At 60.0% G+C, this 23,132-nt stretch carries 23 protein-coding genes; 7 read left to right on the plus strand and 16 right to left on the minus strand.

From position 1 onward, the window contains the following. Positions 1 to 9: 9 nt before the first annotated feature. Positions 10 to 2,940, plus strand: coding sequence for a DNA translocase FtsK (locus tag ACR0NA_RS15500; RefSeq protein ID WP_480730336.1), 2,931 nt, complete (start codon positions 10 to 12; stop codon positions 2,938 to 2,940). A 40-nt stretch (positions 2,941 to 2,980) separates the two neighbouring features. Further along, entirely contained in the window at positions 2,981 to 3,577 is a 597-nt protein-coding gene (locus ACR0NA_RS15505; RefSeq protein ID WP_480730339.1) for a LolA family protein, read from the plus strand. A gap of 15 nt (positions 3,578 to 3,592) precedes the next feature. Here the strand turns inward: ACR0NA_RS15505 and ACR0NA_RS15510 are convergent, their stop codons facing one another. Beyond that, positions 3,593 to 4,174: a transglycosylase SLT domain-containing protein gene (locus ACR0NA_RS15510; RefSeq protein WP_170655992.1), complete on the minus strand. Its 582-nt coding sequence runs from the start codon at positions 4,172 to 4,174 to the stop codon at positions 3,593 to 3,595. 63 nt (positions 4,175 to 4,237) lie between these two features. Further along, the gene (locus ACR0NA_RS15515; protein WP_480730344.1) at positions 4,238 to 5,119 is read right to left on the minus strand and encodes an AEC family transporter; all 882 of its coding nucleotides are present in this window, start codon (positions 5,117 to 5,119) and stop codon (positions 4,238 to 4,240) included. A gap of 80 nt (positions 5,120 to 5,199) precedes the next feature. Here ACR0NA_RS15515 and hspQ point away from each other — a divergent pair, with 80 nt between their 5' ends. Continuing rightward, positions 5,200 to 5,526 carry a heat shock protein HspQ gene (gene hspQ, locus ACR0NA_RS15520; RefSeq protein WP_170655988.1) on the plus strand — a complete coding sequence of 109 codons (327 nt, stop codon included), beginning with the start codon at positions 5,200 to 5,202 and terminating at the stop codon, positions 5,524 to 5,526. 35 nt (positions 5,527 to 5,561) lie between these two features. Here the strand turns inward: hspQ and ggt are convergent, their stop codons facing one another. From ggt to ACR0NA_RS15535, 3 genes are all read right to left on the minus strand, one after another. Then, positions 5,562 to 7,139: a gamma-glutamyltransferase gene (ggt, locus tag ACR0NA_RS15525; protein WP_480730348.1), complete on the minus strand. Its 1,578-nt coding sequence runs from the start codon at positions 7,137 to 7,139 to the stop codon at positions 5,562 to 5,564. Between the two features lie 198 nt (positions 7,140 to 7,337). Continuing rightward, the gene (locus ACR0NA_RS15530; protein ID WP_480730541.1) at positions 7,338 to 7,799 is read right to left on the minus strand and encodes an ATP-binding protein; all 462 of its coding nucleotides are present in this window, start codon (positions 7,797 to 7,799) and stop codon (positions 7,338 to 7,340) included. A gap of 22 nt (positions 7,800 to 7,821) precedes the next feature. Beyond that, positions 7,822 to 8,160, minus strand: coding sequence for an STAS domain-containing protein (locus ACR0NA_RS15535; protein ID WP_480730351.1), 339 nt, complete (start codon positions 8,158 to 8,160; stop codon positions 7,822 to 7,824). Positions 8,161 to 8,262: 102 nt separating this feature from the next. Here ACR0NA_RS15535 and ACR0NA_RS15540 point away from each other — a divergent pair, with 102 nt between their 5' ends. Next, positions 8,263 to 9,435: a thiolase family protein gene (locus tag ACR0NA_RS15540; protein ID WP_480730355.1), complete on the plus strand. Its 1,173-nt coding sequence runs from the start codon at positions 8,263 to 8,265 to the stop codon at positions 9,433 to 9,435. Positions 9,436 to 9,532: 97 nt separating this feature from the next. Then, the gene (locus tag ACR0NA_RS15545; protein WP_480730358.1) at positions 9,533 to 9,988 is read left to right on the plus strand and encodes a GAF domain-containing protein; all 456 of its coding nucleotides are present in this window, start codon (positions 9,533 to 9,535) and stop codon (positions 9,986 to 9,988) included. Between the two features lie 39 nt (positions 9,989 to 10,027). On the opposite strand, the gene ACR0NA_RS15550 is transcribed toward ACR0NA_RS15545, so the two are convergent. The 3 genes from ACR0NA_RS15550 to ACR0NA_RS15560 form a co-directional block, all read right to left on the minus strand. Further along, positions 10,028 to 10,444 (minus strand): VOC family protein, encoded by a 417-nt coding sequence (locus ACR0NA_RS15550; RefSeq protein WP_480730360.1) that lies wholly within the window; start codon positions 10,442 to 10,444, stop codon positions 10,028 to 10,030. A gap of 227 nt (positions 10,445 to 10,671) precedes the next feature. After that, a complete protein-coding gene (locus tag ACR0NA_RS15555) occupies positions 10,672 to 11,106 on the minus strand; it encodes a glyoxalase superfamily protein (protein WP_480730363.1) in 435 nt (144 codons plus the stop codon). A gap of 184 nt (positions 11,107 to 11,290) precedes the next feature. Next, on the minus strand, positions 11,291 to 11,938 hold the full coding sequence (locus ACR0NA_RS15560) for an RluA family pseudouridine synthase (RefSeq protein ID WP_480730365.1): 648 nt from the start codon (positions 11,936 to 11,938) through the stop codon (positions 11,291 to 11,293). A 96-nt stretch (positions 11,939 to 12,034) separates the two neighbouring features. Between ACR0NA_RS15560 and ACR0NA_RS15565 the strand changes: the two genes are divergently transcribed. After that, positions 12,035 to 12,445 (plus strand): nuclear transport factor 2 family protein, encoded by a 411-nt coding sequence (locus ACR0NA_RS15565; RefSeq protein WP_480730367.1) that lies wholly within the window; start codon positions 12,035 to 12,037, stop codon positions 12,443 to 12,445. 2 nt (positions 12,446 to 12,447) lie between these two features. Next, complete coding sequence (locus ACR0NA_RS15570; protein WP_480730369.1) at positions 12,448 to 13,161, plus strand: SGNH/GDSL hydrolase family protein; 714 nt, start codon at positions 12,448 to 12,450, stop codon at positions 13,159 to 13,161. Here the strand turns inward: ACR0NA_RS15570 and rarD are convergent. From rarD to ACR0NA_RS15610, 8 genes are all read right to left on the minus strand, one after another. After that, entirely contained in the window at positions 13,152 to 14,057 is a 906-nt protein-coding gene (gene rarD, locus ACR0NA_RS15575; RefSeq protein ID WP_480730371.1) for an EamA family transporter RarD, read from the minus strand. The two genes, ACR0NA_RS15570 and rarD, sit on opposite strands and share 10 nt — an antisense overlap. 257 nt (positions 14,058 to 14,314) lie before the next feature. Then, complete coding sequence (locus ACR0NA_RS15580) at positions 14,315 to 16,768, minus strand: GcvT family protein (RefSeq protein ID WP_480730374.1); 2,454 nt, start codon at positions 16,766 to 16,768, stop codon at positions 14,315 to 14,317. Positions 16,769 to 16,857: 89 nt separating this feature from the next. Beyond that, a complete protein-coding gene (locus ACR0NA_RS15585) occupies positions 16,858 to 17,814 on the minus strand; it encodes a helix-turn-helix domain-containing protein (protein ID WP_170655963.1) in 957 nt (318 codons plus the stop codon). Positions 17,815 to 17,827: 13 nt separating this feature from the next. After that, positions 17,828 to 18,721, minus strand: coding sequence for a homocysteine S-methyltransferase family protein (locus ACR0NA_RS15590; RefSeq protein WP_480730377.1), 894 nt, complete (start codon positions 18,719 to 18,721; stop codon positions 17,828 to 17,830). A 13-nt stretch (positions 18,722 to 18,734) separates the two neighbouring features. Then, a complete protein-coding gene (locus ACR0NA_RS15595) occupies positions 18,735 to 19,787 on the minus strand; it encodes an alcohol dehydrogenase family protein (protein WP_480730379.1) in 1,053 nt (350 codons plus the stop codon). Positions 19,788 to 19,790: 3 nt separating this feature from the next. Then, positions 19,791 to 20,267: a cupin domain-containing protein gene (locus ACR0NA_RS15600; RefSeq protein ID WP_480730381.1), complete on the minus strand. Its 477-nt coding sequence runs from the start codon at positions 20,265 to 20,267 to the stop codon at positions 19,791 to 19,793. A gap of 19 nt (positions 20,268 to 20,286) precedes the next feature. Beyond that, on the minus strand, positions 20,287 to 22,734 hold the full coding sequence (locus tag ACR0NA_RS15605) for a GcvT family protein (protein ID WP_480730383.1): 2,448 nt from the start codon (positions 22,732 to 22,734) through the stop codon (positions 20,287 to 20,289). A gap of 15 nt (positions 22,735 to 22,749) precedes the next feature. After that, positions 22,750 to 23,130 carry a GFA family protein gene (locus tag ACR0NA_RS15610; RefSeq protein WP_480730386.1) on the minus strand — a complete coding sequence of 127 codons (381 nt, stop codon included), beginning with the start codon at positions 23,128 to 23,130 and terminating at the stop codon, positions 22,750 to 22,752. Positions 23,131 to 23,132: the final 2 nt, after the last annotated feature.

Raw genomic sequence — 23,132 nt, forward strand, 5'->3', positions numbered from 1 at the left:
GAGGGCAAAATGGCATCATTGAACGCGCGCAACCGCGATCCTTTGCTGGACAGCAGCACACAGGCGGCCATCGAACGGCGTAGCAAGGAACTAATCGGTATCGGTCTGATCCTGCTTGGTCTTGCTGCTGCGGCGATGATCTGGTCCTACACGCCAGACGATCCGAACTGGATGGTTTCGACCGATGCACCGGTGCAGAACTGGATGGGCCGGATCGGCGCTTCGATCGCGGCGCCGCTGTTCATGATCGTGGGTTGGGGCAGCTGGGGTATCGCGCTGGTCCTCATTGGCTGGGGCGTACGTTTTGCCGGGCATTTTGGCGAAGAACGCGCCATTGCCCGCCTGATTTTTGCGCCGATCTGGATCGCCGTTGTCTCGGTCTATGCGGCAACGCTTGTTCCCGGTGACGCGTGGCGGGCAACGCACAGCTTTGGTCTGGGCGGTCTGTTTGGCGACACGGTGATGGGTGCGCTGCTGACGCTGTTGCCGATTTCCTCGCATTTCATGGTCAAACTGATGTCTCTGGCCATGGCTCTGGGCATGCTGGCGCTGGGTGTGTTTGTGCTGGGGTTCACCAAAACCGACGTGCAGCGTGGATTCCGTGCCTTCCTGCTGGGGCTGGTGATGTCCTATGACATGCTGATGAACCTGCTGGGGCGCGGGGCATCTGCCACCGCACAGGCCGCACGCGACCGTCGCGCGCAATGGGCCGAACGCAGGGCGATGCGACCAGAGGCCGCCGAGGCCGTATTCGATGACGAACTGGCCTATGCCGATGAACCCGTTTTCGAAGAGCCGATGATCGAGACGCCGGAGCCCGCACCCAAAACCGGCCTGCTGGCCCGCATGCCCGCCCTGATCCGCCGCCCGGAACCGATGCCCGAGCCGGAACTGGTCGATCCCGAACCCGTGCATGGCTATGACGAAATGCCGGGCGAGGATCGTATTCGTTCAAAGATTTCGGCGGCTGTGCGCAATCGCAAGGTGGCCGCGGGCGAGATGGCGCCCGAACCCGATCCCAACCGTCCGCTGACCAAGGGGCGGGGCAGGGGGCCGGATCCGCTGATTCTGAACGCCGCGCGGGCGGACGAACTGCCGCCGGAACCACCGCTGACATCTGCCGGATTGCCGCCTGAACCTGTACTGACAGCTGAACCCATGCAGGACCGGTACGAGTCCGCGATGCCTGACTATGACGAACAGCCGGAATACGCCCAGTCTTATCAGCCGGAAGCCGACTACGACGAAGAAGAGGTGTTCGAAGACGCACCACAGCCTGCGCCGCAAGCAAAACCGGCTATGAAAATCCCGGTCGCCGAACCGCGCAAACCTGTCGTGGCTCAGCCAATTCGCCGGAATGTGCTGCCGTCGCGACGCGCGCAGGCAGAGGCGCAGCCGGCACTGTCGTTCGAAGAACAGCATTCCGATTTCGAACTGCCTCCTCTCGGCCTGTTGTCCAACCCGGCAGGCATCCAACGCCACCACCTCAGCGATGAGGCGCTGGAAGAAAACGCGCGTATGTTGGAAAACGTGCTGGATGACTACGGCGTCAAGGGCGAGATTGTCAGTGTGCGCCCCGGTCCGGTTGTCACCATGTACGAACTGGAACCGGCTCCGGGCCTGAAAGCCAGCCGCGTGATCGGTCTGGCCGATGATATCGCGCGGTCGATGTCCGCTTTGTCGGCACGGGTTTCCACGCTGCCGGGCCGCTCGGTCATCGGTATCGAGCTGCCGAACGAAAACCGTGAAATGGTCGTGCTGCGCGAGATTCTGGCCAGCCGTGACTTTGGCGACGGCAACCAGTCGCTGCCGTTGGCGCTGGGCAAGGATATCGGCGGCGACTCGGTCGTGGCGAACCTGGCCAAGATGCCCCACCTTCTGATCGCTGGTACCACCGGTTCGGGTAAGTCGGTGGCGATCAACACCATGATCCTGTCCCTGCTTTATAAGCTGACACCGGACGAATGCCGCCTGATCATGATCGACCCCAAGATGCTGGAACTTTCCGTTTATGACGGCATCCCGCATCTGCTCTCGCCTGTTGTGACCGATCCGAAAAAGGCGGTCGTCGCCCTGAAATGGGTCGTGGGCGAGATGGAGGACCGCTATCGCAAGATGTCCAAGATGGGCGTCCGCAACATCGCCGGTTACAACGGCCGGGTGAAAGACGCGCTGTCCAAGGGCGAGATGTTCAGCCGCACGGTTCAGACCGGCTTTGACGATGAAACCGGAGAACCGGTGTTCGAGACGGATGAGTTCGAGCCCAAGGCCATGCCCTATATCGTCGTTATCGTCGACGAGATGGCGGACCTGATGATGGTCGCGGGCAAAGAGATTGAGGCCTGCATCCAGCGTCTGGCGCAGATGGCGCGTGCTTCGGGCATTCACCTGATCATGGCCACGCAGCGCCCGTCGGTTGACGTGATCACCGGCACGATCAAGGCGAACTTCCCCACACGGATTTCGTTCCAGGTCACGTCCAAGGTCGACAGCCGCACCATTCTGGGCGAGATGGGAGCCGAGCAACTGCTGGGGCAGGGTGACATGCTCTATATGGCGGGTGGCGCCAAAATCACCCGTTGTCACGGCCCGTTTGTCTCGGATGAAGAGGTTGAAGAAGTCGTCAACCATCTGAAACAATACGGCCCGCCAGATTATGTGGGTGGGGTGGTCGATGGGCCAGCCGAAGAAAAGGCTGACAATATCGATGCCGTTCTGGGCCTGAATACCGGCGGCAACACCAATGGCGAAGACGCGCTTTACGATCAGGCGGTGGCCATCGTGATCAAGGACCGCAAGTGTTCCACCTCGTACATCCAGCGCAAGCTTGCCATCGGCTATAACAAGGCAGCGCGTCTGGTCGAACAGATGGAAGACGAAGGCGTAGTTTCGCCGGCCAACCACGTCGGCAAGCGCGAAATTCTGGTGCCCGAACAGTAAGGCATTTTCAAACGGGGGCAGAGTGCCTATCTGGTTTCTCATGAAACAGATTGCCTTTGCCCTTGTCCTTTCTCTGGCAGCGCCCGCCGCATGGGCGGCCGACAAGCTGCCGCTTTCGGAAATTTCCGCGTACCTGAACAGCCTGTCGACGGTTCAGACCTCGTTCACGCAGGTCAATGACGACGGATCGCTCAGCACGGGAAAACTGTGGCTGCAACGTCCCGGACGGATGCGGTTCGAATACGACCCGCCGCAACAGGCCGTGGTGGTGGCCAAGGGTGGAACGGTGATCATCCATGATCCCAAATCCAACCAGCCGCCTGAACAATACCCGCTCAGCCGGACGCCGCTATCCATCGTTCTGGCGCGTTCGGTGGATCTGGGTCAGGCCAATATGGTGGTCGGACACGACTTTGATGGCACCGCAACGGTTGTGACCGCGCAGGATCCTAAAAACCCGGAATATGGCAAGATTGAACTGATGTTCACCGGCGATCCAGTGGAACTGCGCAAATGGGTGGTACATGACAGCGCTGGGTCCCAGACCACAGTGCTGCTGGGGCCGCTGACCAAGGGCAACAGCCTGAACCAGAACCTCTTTGTGGATGGCGAACCGGGTGTCTCGGACAGTCGCTGAGACACCCTGACAGTCTTAATACCTGCAGCTTGCCAGTTGCGCCTGATACAGTTGGGCGCGGCTGTCGACATCGTTTGCGACCCGCAACAGCCAGGACTTGCTGTTATAGCTGCCGCGCGCAAAGCCGGTGTGGCCCTCGTGATAGGCCAGATACTGGTTGCGCGTGTCGCTGGGATGGATGCCGTTTCGCTTATGGCTTTTGTTCATGTACCAACCGACAAAATCCGACGCATCCCGGATACGGTCCCGCTTGGCGCGGCGTTTGCCGGTTTCACGCTGATACTGTTCCCACGTGCCATCCAGCGCCTGACTGAATCCATAGGCGCTGCTTTGACGGCCCATCGGGATGACACCCAGCACATATTTGTGCGGTGTGCGGGCATTATGGCGATACCGGCTTTCCTGATAGATCGTGGCCATCTGAACATGAACCGGAACGCCCCATTTGCGCTCGGTGCTTCTGAACGCTTTCATGTAATCGGGCCGCTCGCGGGCGATGCTGCAGGCATCATTGAGGTTGCTGGGCGGAGTCTTTGACCCGCCGCCACAGGATGCCACAAGCAACACCCCAAGGAGTGCATAGATAAATCTGCTCATTTGTCTCGTGCCTGTTTTTTTTGGCAGTTTAGCGCAATTTACGCAGATAGAAAATCATAATCCTTACAAAACCATAGCAAGAATAGCGGGGAGTGTCGCAATAGCCATAATCGTCGACACCATGACCATGCCTGCCACCGCATCCGAATCCGCGCCGAACCGTTCGGCCAGCAGATAGGACGTTACTGCGACAGGGGTGCACATCTGCAGCACCAGCACGCCGAACGCTATAGTTCCCAAAGAGAACAGATCCGCTACGGCCCAGCCCAGCGCAAAGCAGATGCCGACCTTGATCAGCGACAGCCACACAGCCTGGCCCAGTTTGCGGGTCGTCAGGCGCGCGACGGCCACGCCCAGCGTGATCAGCATCATCGGCACTGCCATCTGGCCCAGCAATTCCAGTGTATTGGTCAGAAACAGCGGCGTTTCCCAATCCCGCCACAGAAACAGTGCCCCCAGCAATGTGGCCCAGACCATGGGCTCGCGTATCACTTTCCCAAACGAACCGCGCCCGGCCACCAGATAGATGCCGTAGGTAAAGGACCACAGCGCCGTAACGGACAGAAAGATCACCGCATAACCCAACCCGGCCTGCCCAAACGCGAAAATGCACAACGGCAAGCCCAGATTCCCGGTATTTCCGAACACAAGCGGGGACAGATAGGTGCGCTGTTCAAGTCCGGTCAGCCGCACGAACAGCCAGAACACCACAGTCAGCGCCAGATTTGCGCCAATTGTTGCCAGTGTGAACCTGGACAGGTCACCGCCCGGGATATCCGTTTGCATCAGCGCCACAAAGATGAGACTGGGCACCGCAAGGGTCATGGCAAAACGCGTGACGAACTGAATCCGATACTCGAAACCAAGCTTCACCCAGGTAAACCCAATCCCGGCCAGCAGAAATACAGGCGTCACGATTTCGAACACTGTCAGGATAAGGTTCACAGTCTGTTTCCCTGGATTTCTGATCAAATATTGGACATGGGGGGCTGGTTGCAGGTATTAATGGTGTGGGGGCACACACAATGTTGAAGACGCAAGCAAAGTACCATCTGGGTCAGGTGGTTCGTCACAGGAAACACCCTTTCCGAGGGGTGGTCTTTGACGTGGATCCGCAATTCTCCAATACCGAAGAATGGTATCAGGCCATTCCCGAGGACAGCCGCCCGGTCAAGGAGCAGCCGTTCTATCACCTGCTGGCCGAAAACGACCAGTCCTATTACGTGGCTTACGTTTCCGAACAAAATCTTGTGGAGGACAGGACGGGTGAACCGGTGGATCACCCTGATATTCCAGACATGTTCGGCCCATTTCGGGACGGCGCATACCCGTTGCATTTTAACCTGAACTGAATTTGGATCTGCGGACATCCTTAGCGATCCCGCCTTTAATACCCCAACGCACAGCCGTCCTTTCTGGGATCGCTGCCGCCTTCCAATACGCCATCCTCTGTGATCCGGATCGCCTGCGCTCCCCCCAGGGGTGTTTCCGGTTGCTCAACAGTGTGGCCTATATCGGATAATTGGCTCAGAACCTGTTTGGAATAGCCTTTTTCGACTTTTAAAATTCCTGCATCGGCAAACGCGCGGGGCGCATCTATGGAAGACTGCAAATCCATCCCAGCATCCAGCAGATTCGACACAAATCGCGCATGCCCGGTCGGCTGAAAGGCGCCGCCCATGACACCGAACGGCATGGTGACCTTGCCGCCTTCGCGCAGCATCCCGGGAATGATCGTGTGCATTGGTCTTTTCCCACCCGCCAGTTCGTTCGGATGACCCGGCTCCAGCGTAAAGCCCGCGCCGCGGTTCTGAAGCAATATCCCGAACTTTTCCGAGGCGATGCCTGACCCGAAACTGTGAAAGATCGAATAAATCAGAGATACGGCCATCCGGTCCCGATCCACCACAGTGATATAGACGGTGTCCTTGTGCACCGCTTCGGTCAGTGGTGCTGCGGCAGGCATTGCACTGTTAGGATCAATCAGAGCGGCCAGTTCCGCTGCGGTTTCCGGTGCCAGAAACCGCTCGATTCGCGAGGTGTGGTCGGGATCGGCAATGAACCTGTTGCGCGCATCGTAGGCCAGTTTTGATGCCTCGGCCTCGATATGCACGCGCTCGGCCCCCAGCGGATCCATGGCGGCCAGATCGAAATGTTTTAGTATGTTCAGCAGCAAAATGGCCGTGGCACCCTGACCGTTGGGTGGATGTTCGACCAGTTCGACGGTTTTGTAATCGCCGCTCAAAGGTTCGGTTTCAGTGCATGTGTTAGAGGCAAAATCCTCGGCGCTGTGAACACCACCAAGCGCGTTCAGCGTGGCCACCATGTCGTCGGCAATTTCGCCGGTGTAAAACGCATCCCGACCACTTTTGGCAATTCGGCGCAGAACCTCGGCCTGTTTTGGAGCGCGAAAGATTTGCCCGATTTCAGGGGCCTGTCCGCCCATCAGATAGAAATCCCGTGCCGCCCCCTTCAGTGTTGCAGCGCCGGTCGCCCAGTCAAACGCCACGCGCGGCGCAACGGGAACCCCCGTTTCGGCATAGTGAATGGCGGGTTGCAGCACGGCATCCAACCCCAGACGTCCTTCGCGTTCGGACAAATGACAAAATGCATCAATGGCGCAAGGCACGGTAACCGCATCCGGGCTGCCCAGTGGTATGCTCTGTACCCCTTGGTCACGCAGAACGTCCGCCCGGGCCGCAGCCGGTGCACGTCCGGATCCGTTCAGCGCGCGAACCGTGTTTTCTCCGGCGCGATTGTAAAGGACAAAGCAATCCCCGCCGATGCCGGTCATCTGAGGTTCGCATATGCCAAGCAATACGGCCCCGGCAATGGCTGCATCCATCGCATTCCCGCCGGATTTGAGAATGTCCAGCGCTGCTTGCGCCGCCAGTGGATGTGACGTCGCACACATGCCCTCAGTTGCCAGAACCTGTGACCGGCCCGGCCTGTGCAAATCTCGCATTTGGGTGATCTCCCCTTTGACAATCCGACACTAGAACGCTTGTTCCGGTTGTCCAGTCATCTGTTGGGGTAAGGTCCTCGACGCCGATCACTGGGTGGGGGCTGTGACGCTCGGCGCCGAGGGAAGCTAACTGAGCTACCCTGTTTTTATTGCCCCGGTTTGCGGCGGGACAATGGTTCGATCTGGGCGTTATTGTGGCTATTTGCTGTACTTTCGGGGTTTTGGCAGATCAAACCGCAAAGATAGATGATTACACCCGTTGCGGCGTTCATACCGAATCTCACTGGTCAACTGCCGGATCAGAAACCAGCCAAAACCCCCTTCCGGCAGCTCCTGAATAACGGAACCTATCTGTGCAGGCGTCCCGCTCGGTGGGTGGCAATCGGGCATCGGGTTGCCAGTATCCGACACGAGGATGTCCAGCCGATCCCGATGCAACCGGCAGTTCACCTGAACGTTTGCGGGTGCCGTGCCCGTATATGCGTGCTCAACCACGTTGTTGATGGCCTCGGCAAGCGCGATCCTTACATCCCCGGCTTTTTCGGCGGGTAGCCCTTGTGCCGCAAGGCCTTTACTCAGGCTCGCGATTCCTGCGCTGGCCTGATCCCTGGTTGCGGGAAAGGACAAATCCAGACGGTCCTGATCATCGGTCCAATCCATGTCGATCACGTCCCGTTCAAAGTCACTCGGCGCGCGCGGACAGCGCATCACTAAGGGACGGAAACAGCCGGAACACCGTGTCCATCCGAGTCAGGCGAAACACCTTTTCCACCACCGGATGTAGCCCGGCCAGGTCCAGTGTGCGATCCGCGCCGAGTTGTTTCATCGACGCCACGATCGCGCCCAATCCGCTGGAGTCGATGAATTCAACATCTGACAGATCCAGCACCACCCGTTCCATCCTGCCTTCGGTTTCGGCGCGCATGTCTTCCTTGAACTGAATCGCCATCGCCGCGTCGATCCGGTCGGCCCGAACCGTGATAACCTGTATTGCGCCGGCCGTGCTGCTGGTCAGGCTCATTTCCGGTGCCCTCCGATGATTATGGGTTTTCTTGGTAGAAATACGCTAGACGGCAATTCTTACCATTCGGTATTCAACATCTCAGAAAGAGGAGGAGTTGAGATGAAAGAGGTCGTGATCGCCGGTGCGTCCCGCACGCCGATGGGTGGATTTCAGGGCATGTTCGACGGGGTCGCTGCTGCGGATCTTGGAGGAGCTGCCATCCGGGCCGCCCTCGAAGGCGCGGGTGCGCAAACGGTTGACGAGGTTCTGATGGGTTGTGTTCTGCCTGCGGGTCAGGGGCAGGCCCCGGCGCGACAGGCCGGATTCGCAGCCGGCCTTGGCGAAGAGGTGCCCGCCACGACCCTCAACAAGATGTGCGGATCGGGCATGAAGGCGGCGATGATGGCCTTTGACCAGATCGCTCTGGGCCATGCCGACACCATGATCGCCGGCGGGATGGAGAGCATGACCAATGCCCCCTATCTGCTGCCCAAAATGCGCAGTGGCGCCCGTATCGGGCACGGTCAGGTGGTGGATCACATGTTCCTCGACGGTCTCGAAGACGCCTATGACAAAGGCCGCCTGATGGGCACCTTCGCCGAAGACTGCGCTCAGGCCTATCAGTTCACCCGCGAAGCACAGGACGAATACGCCCTGCAATCCCTATCAAACGCACTGGCAGCGCAGAAGAACGGCGCGTTTGAAGGCGAAATCACGCCCATCACCGTTAAAACCCGAAAAGGCGAGATATCGCAGGACTCCGATGAACAACCCGGTTCGGCCCGTCCCGAAAAGATTCCGACCCTGAAACCCGCCTTCCGCAAGGACGGGACCGTGACAGCGGCCAACGCATCTTCGATCTCCGATGGCGCCGCAGCACTTGTTTTGGCCTCTGCCGAAGCGGCCGAGGCCCAAGGGCTCACCATCCGCGCCCGGATCGTTGGCCACGCCAGCCACGCGCAGGCGCCGGGCCTTTTCACCACCGCCCCTGTGCCGGCCGCGCAAAACCTTCTGAACCGTATCGGCTGGAGCAAGGACGACGTGGACCTCTGGGAAGTCAATGAAGCCTTCGCTGTGGTTCCGATGGCATTCATGCATGAAATGGACCTGCCGCGCGACAAGGTGAACGTCAACGGCGGCGCCTGCGCTCTGGGGCATCCCATCGGTGCATCCGGCGCACGTATCATGGTCACACTTCTGAACGCGCTGGAAAAACGCGATCTTAAACGAGGTGTCGCCGCCATCTGCATCGGCGGGGGCGAAGGTACCGCCATCGCAATCGAACGCCTCTGAACTTCCTCTTGCCAGAAATGTCCTCGGGGGTGAATTGACCCCCGGGTCAAGAGGGGGCACACAGCCCCCTTACCTTCGTACGAAAAAGAAAACCGACATGACCGCCGACTACGACACACTCGCCAAAACCATCGCCGCCTTGACTGAAGGTGAGACAGACGAGGTCGCCCTGATGGCGACCGTCACCTGCGAAGTGCATCATTCCGATGACCGTTTCGACTGGACCGGTTTCTACCGCGTGACCGAACCTGGCCTGCTGAAAATCGGACCCTATCAGGGTGGCCACGGCTGTCTTGTCATTCCGTTCGACCGGGGCGTCTGCGGCGCTGCTGCCAGAACGGGTGCGGTGCAGCTGGTCCCCGACGTAGACGCCTTCCCCGGACACATCGCCTGTGCCTCTTCCACCCGGTCGGAACTGGTGCTGCCGGTCCGGAATGCAGCGGGCGAGGTCATTGCTGTCTTCGACATCGACAGCAACCAGCCGGATGCGTTTTCGGAATATGACGCAAGCAGTCTTGGCGAAATCCTGTCGAGCGTCTTTGGGCGCTGTTAATTCGCCGGAATCAAATATGTAGCGTCTGTGAAGCCCGCGCTATCCGTCTCGTCCGGGTTCATTCGGATTGCAGGAAAACAGTGCAATCTTGTTGCCTTGAGGATCGCGGAGGTAGCCAACATAGAATTGGGGGCCGTACAAGTCACGGAACCCCGGCTGGCCTTCATCAAAGCCACCTGCGGCAAGCGCGGCGGCGTGAAGGTCACGAACCTGCTTTTGACTGCGCGCCTCAAATGCAACCATACCACCATTCCCAACCGAGGCCGGACGTCCATCGAACGGAGGTTTCACATAAAAATCCGGCAGAACCGGAGACTGGCCCGGTTCGACCGGCAGCGTGTAACTCAGGCCCTCAGGCCCTTCCTCAAGTTCGTAATCAAGGGCTGGCAGGAACGCAGAATAAAACCGCTTTGCTTGCGCGATGTCATCGGCACCAACGGTGACGTAGGCAATCATGCTGCGTGTTACCTTTCCGTTAGTTTGACTATGGCAACGAGGGTATTGGGTTACGCTAGACCAACACACCCTGCGCCTCAATGATCGCGACACGAAACGACGCATCCCCGGTTTTCCGGAACAAACGCCAATCAGGCTAAAAGAAAACCGGCTTATACTAAGAAACCCTAACGCTCTGGCGACTGCCCGGAGTGTTCCGGGCAGTCGCCAGACCAACTGTCTGGCCATCAGATTGGCCGAACAACCAGATGCGGCTGACCGTCGGATGTATGCCGGGCCGAGCGTCCGTCCCACCCGATCTGACCGTTCACCCGCTGACGGAAAGACGAAAAGCTGTCGAATGTGACCACATCGACCGCCTCGTCAAGGTGCAGCGTGATCCGGCGATATGAACCGTCGCCCATGACCGACAATCCCCTGATTTCTGCTGTAAAGGGCTGACCAAGGTATTGGCCTTCGACCCGGTCGCCGACACGCAGGATCATGCGATTTCCCGCCATGGCGTGCAGCGTGTTCCAGTCGCGCGCACCGTGCTGATGGGCGATCAATTCCAGCGCCTTGCCGTGGGACACCTCCACCCCACTGGCGCGCAGTTTTTCCCGCAGGCGTCTGGCCTGCGACTTCAGCTCCTCCACCGGAGCTATGTTTCCAGATACAGTCATTCTTGCCTCGTTTCCTGAAACGGGCGCGTTGGAATGGACGGGGCTCGCATTGCCATCCGCGCGCCGGAAAAGGGGCAACAGATGAAAATTGACAGGGTTTCACCAAAGCCCGAAGGCCGCGAGCGGCAGGAGACCCAAACCTGAGGCATCCTTCGCACTACACCTGAAATTTGTCAACGGACGCTCAGAAATCCGGTGCAGCGCGGAACTTCATCGACACACCGCCCTCGGGGTGTTTCAGCCGCAATTCTTCCGAGTGCAGCATCAGGCGGGGGAATTCGCGCGCTGCACCGCTGGCATAGAATGGATCGCCGAGGATCGGATGGCCAAGCGCCTGCATATGCACCCGCAATTGGTGCGAGCGCCCGGTTTTGGGAAACAGGCGAACGCGGCTCGTCTCTCCTTCGCTTTTCACCACGCGCCAGTCGGTGACGGCGGGCTTGCCTGTATCATGGCAGACCATCTGCAGCGGGCGGTTGGGCCAGTCAACGATCAGCGGCAGATCGACGGTGCCGGTTTTCGGCTCCAGCTCACCCCAGACACGGGCGATGTAGGTTTTTCTGGTCTGGCGCTTTTCGAACTGCATCCCCAGCGCACGCTGCGCATGAGGCGTCTGGGCAAAGACCATCACGCCCGACGTGTCACGATCCAGCCGATGCACCAGCAACGCCTGCGGAAATGCGGCCTGCACGCGGGTCAGCAGGCAATCGGCCAGATGCGCCCCCCGGCCCGGCACGGACAACAGGCCCGAAGGTTTGTTCACCACGATCAGCTGCGCATCTTCGTGCAGCACATCCAGCGGCGTTTTCGGGGGATCGTAGGTCTCGCTCATGCGCGCCTGCCTATCGCAGCGCGCCACCTCCCGCAACGTCGTCCTTGCCCGCGCGCGGGGCTTGGGCAAATCTTGTGGTAGCGGAGAGGAGAGGACATGCATCCCACAATCGAGAAAATGCAGGAAGTGGTCGCCAAAGGCGATGAAAACCTGATCCATGAGATTCTGGCCGAGGATGTGCGGTTTCTGCCGCCAACCTACTATAAGACATGGACCGGGCGGGCACCGGTGGCTGCCGTGTTGGGGCATGTCGGGCAGGTGTTTTCCGATTTTCGCTACCGTCGGGTGATGGGCGACGGCAAGGACTGGGCCTTGGAGTTTCAGTGCAGGGTCGGAGATTTGGATGCGGTCGGCGTCGATCTGATCACGCTGAACGATGACGGGCTGATTCAGGAATTCGAAGTGGTCATGCGCCCTTACAAGACTATTGGAGCGTTGCGCGAAGCAATGAATGCGCGGGTTATGACCGATCCCCGTTTCCTTGAATATCGCGACGCGCTGTCCTGACAATGCCCGGTCCGGTTGCCGCCGATCAGATTTTGCGGGTACCGCTGCTGCCGGTTCTTGCGGTTCAGGGATTGTCAGTCCGGCGCAAGGCACAGTTGCTGCCCGAACCAACAGGCCCGCGTGAAGGGCGCGACGGGCGCGGGCCCCGTTTGCGGTTGCTGATCGCCGGGGACAGTTCGGCCGCCGGGGTTGGGGCGGGAACGCAACAACAGGCATTGGCCGGGCAGTTGGTCCGCCAGCTGGGCAGGCACCACACGGTCGAATGGCGGCTCGAGGCAACGACAGGGCACACCACCGCGGACACGATTGAAAGGCTGCGCGACATTGGCGGCGAGTTCGATGTTGCAGTGACCGCTCTGGGCGTGAATGACGTGACGCGTGCCGTGACAAAGGCGCAGTTCATGCAGCGACAGGCCGAGTTGCTGAAATTGCTGACTGGCACACTTGGGGTGCGCCGTGTCGTGGTCTCGGGCGTGCCGCAGATGCACCGGTTTCCGGCTTTGCCGCAGCCCTTGGCCTGGGTGTTGGGTCGGCAGGCGGGCCGGTTGGATCAGGGATTGCAGCAGGTCGCAAAACAGTTTCCGCAGGTCCGGCACCTGTCACTGCACCTGCCCGAAGACCCGGCCCTAGCCGCCCCGGACGGGTATCACCCAAGCCCCAGAGCCTATGCCTTGTGGGCCGAGCAACTGGCATTGACCATTCGCAGTCAGGACTGAGCCCGCATCTGGCGCACCATCGGAATTGAATAGACGATCAGCGCCGCCCAGATCATCGGAAAGGCGATCATGCGGCCCCGGTCTATGTGCTCTCCGAACAGGGTGATGGCGGTAATGAAGATCATCGTCGGTGCGATGTATTGAAGGATACCCATTGTCGAGAGGCGAACCAGTTTGGCACCGTTCGCATAAACCAGCAGGGGAACCGCCGTGACAATCCCGGCACCAGCCAGCAGCAGAGTGTCCGTCGCGGCCACTCCGAAATTCCCGGCCCCTTGCGCGCCCATCCAAGTGACATAGGCCAGGGCGGGGATCAGCAGGATCAAAACCTCCAACAGGAAGCCCTGATTTGGCCCGATTGGAAGGGACCGTTTGAAAAACGCGTAGAAACCCCATGTGATCATCATACCCAAGGCCGCCCAGGGAAGTTTTCCGGCCTCAAGCACAAGAACCACAACACCCACCGCCGCCAGAGCCACCGCCGCAATTTGCGTGCGGCTCAGCGGTTCGCGTAGCAGAAGCGCACCAAGAGCAATACTGAAAAGCGGGTTGATGTAATAACCAAGCGCCGCATCCAGCGCCTTGCCATTGGCAATCGCCCAGACATAAATCGCCCAGTTCACCGAAATCAGCCCTGCCGTCAGGCAGGCCATTCCCAGCATCCTCGGGTTGCGCAGCGCAGACTGGAGGTCACGTGTACGCCCAAGCGCTATCAGCAACAACCCGGCGACCGGGACGGACCAGATGATCCTGTGAGCAACAATTTCGACAGGCGGAATATGCGCCATAGCCTTCATGTAAAGCGGCAGAAACCCCCACAGAACATAAGCAGTGATCGCCAACGCCAGCCCCTTTGGCGAATCCACGTTTTCGACTGGGTTGCTGGTTGCCGACATTTACCGTCTCCGTTTGACACCAATGGTATCTACGGCAATCGGGGGGGCGTTGAAAACTCCGTAAACTGTGGGCCAACCCATCACAGACCTTGATGGGTCACCTTTTATGCAGGGGGAAGGAAATAGCGAGGCGCTGCCTCGCGCTCCGGAGTATTTGAGGCCAGATGAATGAAGGAACCCTTGTTCATCTGGCCGGAAAATACTCCGGGAGAGTCGCGGCTTGCCGCGGCGGGGCAGAGCCCCCTTGCATGATCGGATCAGACCTTCACACGCTCCGATTTCGGGTCATACATCGGCTTCAGTGACGCCTCAGCCTTCACTTTCACGCCGCAGACGTCGATTTCGTAACTCGACGCCAGCACGTCAGCGGCCTTTTCACCTTCGCAGGGCACATAACCCAAACCGATGGCACCGCCCAGCGTATGGCCGTAGTTGCCCGAGCTCAGATAGCCCACATATTCGCCGTCACGGATGATCGGCTCATTATGGAACAGCAGCGGTTCGGGATCGGTCAGTTTGAACTGGACCAGACGGTTTTTCGGCCCGCTTTCCTTGCGTGCAATCACCGCTTCGCGCCCGATAAAGTCACTGCCCTTGTCGACCTTGACTGCAAAGCCGAGGCCGGCATCGACAACGTGATCCTCGCAGGTGATGTCGTGGCCAAAATGGCGGAAACCTTTTTCGATCCGGCAGCTGTCCATCATGTGCATGCCACACAGTTTCAGCCCCATATCCTGACCTGCCTCATGCAGGGTCTCGAAAACGTGCCCCGCCATGTCCGAGGAGACATAGACCTCCCAGCCAAGTTCACCCACGTAGGTCACGCGATGTGCACGGGCCAGTCCCATGCCGATCTCGATTTCCTGCGCGGTGCCGAACGGGTTGGTGGCGTTCGAGAAATCAGCCGGTGAAACCTTTTCCAACAGCGCACGCGCATTCGGGCCCATGACGGCCAGAACGCCTTCGCCCACGGTGACGTCGGTGATGACAACGCGATGATCGCCAACATGGCGCTGCATCCACGCCTGATCGGCCAGTCGCGTCGCCGCCGGGGTGACAACCAGATAGGAGGTTTCGGTCAGGCGGGTGACGGTCACATCCGCCTCGATCCCGCCAGTGCGGTTGAGGAACTGGGTATAGACGATCTTGCCATTCGGCACCGAGTAATCGCCGCCACCGATATAGTTCATAAACGCCTCGGCATCCGGACCTTCGACCCGGATCTTGCCGAAGGACGACATGTCGTACATGCCGACATTCTCCCGCACGGCACGGTGCTCGGCGGCCGAGTTTTCGAACCAGTTCTGGCGCTTCCAGCTGTACTGGTATTCGCGCTCTTGCCCCTCATTCGCGAACCAGTTGGCGCGTTCCCAGCCGGCAAGTTCACCAAATACGGCGCCTTGTTCTTTCAGGTGATGGTGGAAAGGCGTCCGGCGAACACCGCGCGCCGTGGCTTTTTGACGATAGGGGTAGTGATCTGCATAGAGCAGGCCAAGCGTCTCTTTCGAGCGTTCAAACAGGTACTTCTTATTGCCCTGGAACGGCTGCATCCGGCCGATATCCACATCGCCCAGATCAAAGGGCTTTTCACCGCTGTCCATCCACTCGGCCAGCGCCATGCCCGCACCACCTGCGGACTGGATGCCAATCGAGTTGAACCCGGCAGCCACCCAGACATTGTCCATCTCGGGCGCCAGCCCAAGGTGATAGGCGTCGTCCGGAGTAAAGGATTCAGGGCCGTTGAAAAACGTGTGAATCCCGGCTTCGGCCAGCATGGGCATCCGGTTGCAGGCATCTTCGAGGATCGGTTCGAAATGGTCGAAATCCTCGGGCAGTTGATCGAATTCAAAGCTGTCGGGAATACCGTCCATCGCCCATGGCTTGGCATTGGGTTCGAACGCGCCCAGCATCATCTTGCCCGCATCTTCCTTGTAATAGGCACATTCGTCAGGCACGCGCAGCACCGGCAGCGGGGTCAGGCCCTCAATCGGCTCGGAGACGATGTAGAAGTGTTCGCAGGCGTGCAGCGGTACGTTGACACCGGCCATGCGGCCCACCTCGTGTCCCCACATACCGGCGCAGTTCACCACCATGTCGCATTCGATATGGCCCGAAGCGCTGCCATCGTCGGCAACCCAGTCCACGCCAGTGACCTTGCGGCCCTGCTTGACAATATCGGTGACTTTCACGCGTTCTTTGACAATGCCGCCTCGCTGGCGTGCGCCTTTGGCCAGCGCTAGTGCGATATTCGCCGGATCGCCCTGTCCGTCCAACGGCAGATGAACCGCGCCTTTGACGCCTTCAAGGTTGAGGTGCGGATAAAGCTCAGCTACGCGTTCATTCGAAATCTCTTCGACCTCGACGCCAAAGGCACGCGCCATGGCGGCTTGGCGGTAAATCTCTTCCTTGCGCTCTTCGGTCAGCGCAACGGTGATCGACCCCACGCGTTTGAAGCCGGTGGCCACACCGGTTTCTTCCTCGAGCGAGCCATAAAGCTCCTGACTGTATTTCGCCAGCTTGGTCATGTTTGCTGTCGCCCGCAGCTGCGCGATCAGACCGGCCGCGTGCCATGTGGTGCCGCTGGTCAGTTGCTTACGCTCCAGCAGCACAACATCGTTCCAGCCCTTTTTGGTCAGGTGATACGCGACCGAGCATCCGATAACGCCGCCGCCGATGATGACCACGCGGGCCTTGGTAGGAAGATCAACCATTGTGAAGTCTCCGAATCTTCAGATTTGGCGCATACTGCCACGTAGAGGCGGCAGGAAATCCATCAAAAGCGTCAGAACGGCTGGGGTTTTCACCCTTCGGTATCCACCCGCCTTCTCTGACGGCGCAGGGTGAATGGCGTAATGCCATAAACACTTTTGTAGACGGCCGAGAAACCGTTCGGGAAACCGCAGGCAAAGCCGATCTCGCGCACGCTCATGGTTGTGTTCAGCAGCAGGTTGTTGGCCTTGGCCAGCCGCATTTCGCGGTAGAAGTTGTTGGGGGTTGTGCCCAGATAGGATTTGAACTTGCGTTCCAGCGAGCGGTTGGACAGGCCAAGCGCCGAGACGATTTCGTTGATCGGCACGGGTTCTTCAATGTTGGCCTGCATGATTTTGATGCACTGGTCCAGCTTGTTGTCGCCGGTGGTGGTTGATTTGACGCCCGAGAAGGGCTGCATCGAGCTGAAGTCGCGGATGTTCTCGTGCAGCATGATATCTGCCACGGTCATCTTGCCCGCGCCAGAGATATGGCGCCCGATGACCGCCAGCGCCACGTCGACTGTCGCCCCCATGCCGGCGCAGGTGACGACCTGACCGTGCTCGGTTGCGATTGAGAACTTGGCGTCGAACCCGGCCCCACGCTCGCGCAGGAACGAGGCGTTTTCCCAATGTGTCGCGTGATCGTCCGCGCCCTTGTCCTTGATATAGCGGCTTGCGGCCTCGGCCAGCAAAAACACCTGCGCGCCGCGATAGGTATAATCCGACACGACGCGGGTCAGGGACAGGGCAGGATGGTCGGGGTCGGAATTTCCGATGACAAACACATAGTCGGCACTGGCCTGTGACGAGACCGGTTCGGTTTCCACTGATGCCTTGGCACTGCTGCACACCGCCCCCCCGGTCAGGGACCGATAGTGATAAGTAAAGGGCGGCTGTGGGCACACCCGGTTGGCGATGCGCAGCACATCCACGATCCCGGCCAGTTCGCTTAGGACGAACCCGTCAGCGACGATAATGTCGAAATGCCATTGCCGTTCGGTCGTCATCGTGCCCTCCCGTTCAGACGATCCGGTGGCCCGCTGCGCGCAAACGCTGCGCCAATTCCGTGATGTGGTCGGGTCCGACCTCGCAACAGCCGCCGACGATAGTGGCGCCCTGCTCGACCCAGCCCATCGCGTGATCGGCATAGGCACCGGGGCCAAGGTCCGTTCTTTGTTCCAACGCATCCACGGTTGGGGCGTCTTTCAGGAACCCTTCGGAGATGCGGGTAAAGCCATTGGCATAAGCGCCAAAGGGGCGGCCCATCGTGGCGATGATCCCCAGTGCAGCCGGGATCGCCTCGGGGCGGGAGCAATTGATCAGTACGGCCTGCGGATCAAATTGCTCGACAAGAGGGGCGATGTTGTCCAACGGTTCGCCTGAACGCAGTCGGGTGCCGTCATCATCCATCACCGTCAGCGCCAGCCAGACCGGTTTGCCGCAGCCTTGCGTGCCGCGCAAGGCGCCTTCGGCCTCCTGCACTGACGACACGGTTTCGATGAGGAGCAGATCGACGCGCGGGGCCATCATGGTGGCAAGTTCCGCGAATTTTTCGGCGGCATCAGCGGGGTCGGGGTTCAGGTCCGGGCGGTAGGATGCCAGAAGCGGCCCGAGCGATCCCGCGATACGACCGGCGGTTCCCTTGCGGGCGCGTTCGGCCTGCGATAGCGCAACGTCGATCAGGTCCGGAACCTGATCCTCCATCCCCACCCGGACAAGGCGCGAGCGATGAACGGCGTAGGTGTTGGTCGTGGCAATGGTGGCGCCCCGCCGGAAATAATCGGCATGGACGTCGCCCACCAGATCGGGATGGTCAATCATTACGCGGGTCGACCAAAGCGGCGTTGCGCGGTCACCGCTGCGTTTGACCAGTTCCTGCCCGATCGAGCCATCCAGAAGAGTTATGTCAGCCATGGGTCAGTCTCCATCATGGGATCAGGACCAGTTTTCCTGGCAGCGCCTTGGACTGGAAATCCTGCTGCGCCTTGGCAATGTCCTGTAAAGGGTAGGTTTTTGAGATCAGTGGTCTGATCCGGCCTTCGTTCATCAGCGTGACCAACCGGCCAAAGACCTCGAATGCCTGATGGGTGCATCCGTGGATGGTGATGTCACGCAGGTAGATGTCGCGCAGATCGGCCTGAACCATCGGCCCGGCGATGGCACCGGACACGGCGTAGTGCCCGCCGGGTTTGAGCGCAAGGATGAGGCCAGGCCAGGCCGGGCCACCTACTACGTCGATGACAACATCGAACATGTCTTGCGGCAAGGTGGTATCGCGGCCGAATGTGTCCGTTGCACCCTGTCCTTTGACCACTTCGGCCTTGGCCGGGCTGGTCACGCCCCAGACGGCGGCTCCGCGCAGGGCGGCCAGTTGCACCGCCGCCAATCCGACGCCACCGGATGCACCGGTGATCAGCACCTTGTGTCCCGCCGTCACTCCCGCGCGGGTCAACAGGTTCTCGGCCGTACCAAATGCGCAGGGGATCGCGGCGATCTCCACGTCGGAAAGCGGAGAAGCGGTTACGTCATACAGGTCGTCGGCGTCGACGAGGCAATATTGGGCAAATGCGCCATCGATCTCCGAGCCCAGCGCGATGAACCCGTGCGGGTTGCCGGGGCGCGGACGCGGCAGGTTGATCGGGCAGGTCACGCGCTGATCGGGATTGAACGGAACATCTGCCCCGACAGCCTCGACAATGCCACAGAGATCACCGCCCTGAATGCGGGGAAAGGCCAGCGCTCCGCCCCAGCCACCAGCCTCGACATCCTGATCGACGGTATCGGTGGCCCCGGTCACATCGGACGAATACCATCCGACCCGGGTGTTGATGTCGGTGTTGTTGACCCCGGCTGCCGCGACCCTGACCAGCACCTGCCCGGGGTCAGGGCTCGGAACGGGAATGTCGTCGCGCCACTCCAGCGTCTCCGGCCCGCCGTGGCGGGTCAGATAAACGCCGGACATGACTGCGGGTATGCTCATCGCTCAACCCCCGTCGTACGGATGCGGTGGCACCGGCCCCATCGGCACGATGTCATAGCGGGCGTTTAGATCGGCCATCTTCGCCTCATCTGCAAAGTCCGCTTCATCCATCGTTGCCAGTTCCGTCAGAAACCCATCAAAACCCGATGGCTGAAAAATCATGAGCATTTTCGCAGGTGCGTTGCCCGCGACACGGCAGGCATGTGGCACTCTGGGTGGCACGTGCATCGTGGTGCCCGGAGTGCAGCGATGCCAGTCACCATCGACATAGAAATCGACCTGACCTTCGAGGAAATAGAATGTCTCGGCATGGCTGTCATGCCGATGCAAACCCAGCGCAAAGCTGGATTTGAGGTTGTCCTCCATGAGCGTATAGGCACCGCCGGTGTCCTGACCGGACACTTTGACAAAGGTATGATCGTTTTCCCAGTCATAGTTGGGACCCTCACCGGGTCCCAGTTTGGCATAGCGCTTGCCCATGGAGGCCTCCTTGTCGCGATCAGGCGCGGAGCCGCTCGTTCGCTGGGTCCCAAAGCGGCTGATCTTCCTGTACCACAGCGCGGCACTTTTCGCCGTAGATTTCGACCTCAAGCTCGGTACCCGGGGTTGCCAGATCCGGACGCACCATGCCCAGCGCGACCGAGGCATCGATGCGATAGCCCCATGCGCCGGACGTGGTTTCACCGACGATCTGACCATCATGCCAGATGCAGGACATGTAAGGCGCGTCGCAATCCTTTGCCTCGACCAGCAGGGTAACGAACTGCTTTTTCGCGCCCTGCTGCTTTTCGTTCTGGATCGCGGCCTTGCCGGGGAAGTCCTGCGGCTTGTCCAGCTTGACGAACCGGCCCAGCCCTCCTTCGAGCAGCGAGAAGTCGGTCGACAGATCGCCCTTCCATGCACGGTAGCCCTTTTCGATACGCAAGGAGTTCAGAGCATACATGCCGAACGGCTTGGCGCCTGCGTCGATGATGGCGCCGTAGATGGCAGGCATATGCTCGTTCAGGGCATGAACCTCCCAACCCAGTTCACCGGCGAAGGATACGCGGATCAGATAGGCGGGCTGGCCTGCAACGGTTGCGGACTGGTGCGTCAGCCATCCGGTCGACAGGTCCGCATCGGTCAGAGCCGACAGGATCTCGCGCGATTTCGGGCCGGTGACGATCAGCGTGTCGCGTGTGGTGGTCACGTCCTCGACACTGACACCAGCGGGCATCGCGTTCAGCAGGATGTCGCGGTCATGCCACTGCGCGGTGGCAGCGGTGATCATCACGAACTCATCCTCGCCCAGACGAATGCAGGACATTTCAGTCAGGATACGGCCACGATCGTCGGAGACGTAGATCAGGTTCATCCGGCCAACCTTGGGCAGACCGCCGGTTGCGAGACCGCGCAGTGCCTCGGCGGCACCCTCTCCCTTGACCATGAAGCGCGAGAAGCCTGGCAAATCCAAAACGCCACAATGGTCTCGCACGGCCTCGCATTCTTCTTTGATCCGCTGCTCCCACGGGCCGGACCGGCCCCATGTGTGTGTGCTTTCTTCGGTCACATCGTCACCGGGTTGTGCGAACCAGTTGGCACGCTCCCACCCGTTATAGGCGCCCATGACACCACCCAGTTCCTTGACCTTGGCGTGCACCGGCGACAGTTTCTTGTCGCGCGCAGCGGGCCATTCGTGGTGCGGGAAGTGCATGGCGTATTCGTTGCCGTAAACTTCCATGCCTTTTTTCACGCAGTAGTCGTGATCGGTGTAATCGGTGTAGCGACGCGGATCGACAGCCCACATATCCCATTCGGTGAACCCGTCGACGATCCATTCCGCCAGCACCTTGCCAGCGCCGCCACCCTGCGCGATGCCAAAGGTAAAGACGCAGGCTTCGAACGCGTTTTTCACGCCGGGCATCGGGCCGATCAGAGGCAGGCCATCCGGCGCATAGGGGATCGGGCCGTTGATGATGCGCGAGATACCGGCCTCACCGGACAACGGCACACGCTCCATCGCGTCGGCAACGATGTCCTCGATCCGGTCCAGATCATCGGACCAGAGCTGGAAGCTGAAATCGTCCGGCATCGGGTCGGCTTCGGTTTCCCAATGCGCGCGGCAGTTGGGCTCGTACGGGCCGATGTTGAAGCCGTGCTTTTCCTGACGCAGGTAGTACGACACATCCACGTCGCGCAGCAGCGGCAGCTTTTGGCCACTTTGCTTCGACCATGCCTCGATCTCGGGGATTTCCTCGGTCAGCAGGTACTGGTGGCTCATCACCATCATCGGAACGGTGCGCCCGCCAAAGGGCTTGAACCACTCACCCACGCGCTGGGCATAGTACCCTGCTGCGTTCACCACATAGTCACAGTCAATGTCACCTTTCTCGGTGCTGACGGTCCAAGTGCCGTCGTCGTGCTGGGTCACGCCGGTTGCAGGGGTAAAGCGCAGGATTTTTGCACCCATGTCGCGGGCGCCCTTAGCCAGCGCCTGTGTCAGCTGCGCCGGGTCAATGTCACCGTCGCTGGGGTCGAACAGCACGCCCTCAAGGTCGTGGGTTTCCAGGAACGGGTACTGTTCCTTGGCCTGTTCAGGCGTCCACATCTCCATCTCGATGCCCTGATAGCGGCCCATGGCGCAGGCGCGCTCAAACTCCTGAACACGCTCTTTCGTGTGGGCCAGACGGACCGAGCCGGTCTGGTGGTAGTTCATCGGATAATCGACCTCATCCCCCAGACGGGAATACAGCTCGGTCGAATACCGCTGCATGTTCATGATCGCCCACGAGGTCGAGAAGGTCGGCACGTTCCCCGCCGCATGCCAGGTCGAGCCTGCGGTCAGCTCGTTCTTTTCCAGCAGGACGCAGTCGGTCCAGCCTTTCTTGGCCAGATGGTAGAGCGAGGAGGTCCCCACCACACCGCCACCGATAATAACCACGCGGGCTTTTGTCGGAAAATCACTCATGTCTTTCAGTTCCTGTTATTGCGCCCGTTGGGGCAGGTCGTCCGTGATGTCGTAGTAATCGCCCTTGTCGGCCACAAAGATGTGCCGGGCGAGTTTCAGTCCGGTAGGCGCGTCCAGCGCCCCCATGGAAATCGAAATCGTGTCCTCATCATTGTGCTGCCAGAAGAGGAACGAACCGCAGGCGCGGCAGAATCCGCGCTTTGCAATGTCGGATGCGCGAAACCAGCTCAGCGTGTCGCTGGCGGTAAAGCTCAGGTTGTCCTGATGGGTCGAGGTCGAGGCCCAGACATGGCCCGATTGCTTGCGGCACTGGCCGCAATGGCAGGCGGATGGTGGCGACAGGTCTCCGTCAATATTGAATGCGACGGCGCCACAGAGGCAGGAACCGGAATGCATGT

It is taken from the genome of Ruegeria sp. C11 (assembly GCF_056537725.1).

Coding starts and splice junctions, on each gene's coding strand:
- ACR0NA_RS15500 (WP_480730336.1), top strand. CDS start 10: ATGGCATCATTGAACGCGCGCAACCGCGATCCTTTGCTGGACAGCAGC.
- ACR0NA_RS15505 (WP_480730339.1), top strand. CDS start 2,981: ATGAAACAGATTGCCTTTGCCCTTGTCCTTTCTCTGGCAGCGCCCGCC.
- ACR0NA_RS15510 (WP_170655992.1), bottom strand. CDS start 4,174: ATGAGCAGATTTATCTATGCACTCCTTGGGGTGTTGCTTGTGGCATCC.
- hspQ (WP_170655988.1), top strand. CDS start 5,200: ATGTTGAAGACGCAAGCAAAGTACCATCTGGGTCAGGTGGTTCGTCAC.
- ggt (WP_480730348.1), bottom strand. CDS start 7,139: ATGCGAGATTTGCACAGGCCGGGCCGGTCACAGGTTCTGGCAACTGAG.
- ACR0NA_RS15530 (WP_480730541.1), bottom strand. CDS start 7,799: ATGGATTGGACCGATGATCAGGACCGTCTGGATTTGTCCTTTCCCGCA.
- ACR0NA_RS15535 (WP_480730351.1), bottom strand. CDS start 8,160: ATGAGCCTGACCAGCAGCACGGCCGGCGCAATACAGGTTATCACGGTT.
- ACR0NA_RS15540 (WP_480730355.1), top strand. CDS start 8,263: ATGAAAGAGGTCGTGATCGCCGGTGCGTCCCGCACGCCGATGGGTGGA.
- ACR0NA_RS15545 (WP_480730358.1), top strand. CDS start 9,533: ATGACCGCCGACTACGACACACTCGCCAAAACCATCGCCGCCTTGACT.
- ACR0NA_RS15550 (WP_480730360.1), bottom strand. CDS start 10,444: ATGATTGCCTACGTCACCGTTGGTGCCGATGACATCGCGCAAGCAAAG.
- ACR0NA_RS15555 (WP_480730363.1), bottom strand. CDS start 11,106: ATGACTGTATCTGGAAACATAGCTCCGGTGGAGGAGCTGAAGTCGCAG.
- ACR0NA_RS15560 (WP_480730365.1), bottom strand. CDS start 11,938: ATGAGCGAGACCTACGATCCCCCGAAAACGCCGCTGGATGTGCTGCAC.
- ACR0NA_RS15565 (WP_480730367.1), top strand. CDS start 12,035: ATGCATCCCACAATCGAGAAAATGCAGGAAGTGGTCGCCAAAGGCGAT.
- ACR0NA_RS15570 (WP_480730369.1), top strand. CDS start 12,448: ATGCCCGGTCCGGTTGCCGCCGATCAGATTTTGCGGGTACCGCTGCTG.
- rarD (WP_480730371.1), bottom strand. CDS start 14,057: ATGTCGGCAACCAGCAACCCAGTCGAAAACGTGGATTCGCCAAAGGGG.
- ACR0NA_RS15580 (WP_480730374.1), bottom strand. CDS start 16,768: ATGGTTGATCTTCCTACCAAGGCCCGCGTGGTCATCATCGGCGGCGGC.
- ACR0NA_RS15585 (WP_170655963.1), bottom strand. CDS start 17,814: ATGACGACCGAACGGCAATGGCATTTCGACATTATCGTCGCTGACGGG.
- ACR0NA_RS15590 (WP_480730377.1), bottom strand. CDS start 18,721: ATGGCTGACATAACTCTTCTGGATGGCTCGATCGGGCAGGAACTGGTC.
- ACR0NA_RS15595 (WP_480730379.1), bottom strand. CDS start 19,787: ATGAGCATACCCGCAGTCATGTCCGGCGTTTATCTGACCCGCCACGGC.
- ACR0NA_RS15600 (WP_480730381.1), bottom strand. CDS start 20,267: ATGGGCAAGCGCTATGCCAAACTGGGACCCGGTGAGGGTCCCAACTAT.
- ACR0NA_RS15605 (WP_480730383.1), bottom strand. CDS start 22,734: ATGAGTGATTTTCCGACAAAAGCCCGCGTGGTTATTATCGGTGGCGGT.
- ACR0NA_RS15610 (WP_480730386.1), bottom strand. CDS start 23,130: ATGCATTCCGGTTCCTGCCTCTGTGGCGCCGTCGCATTCAATATTGAC.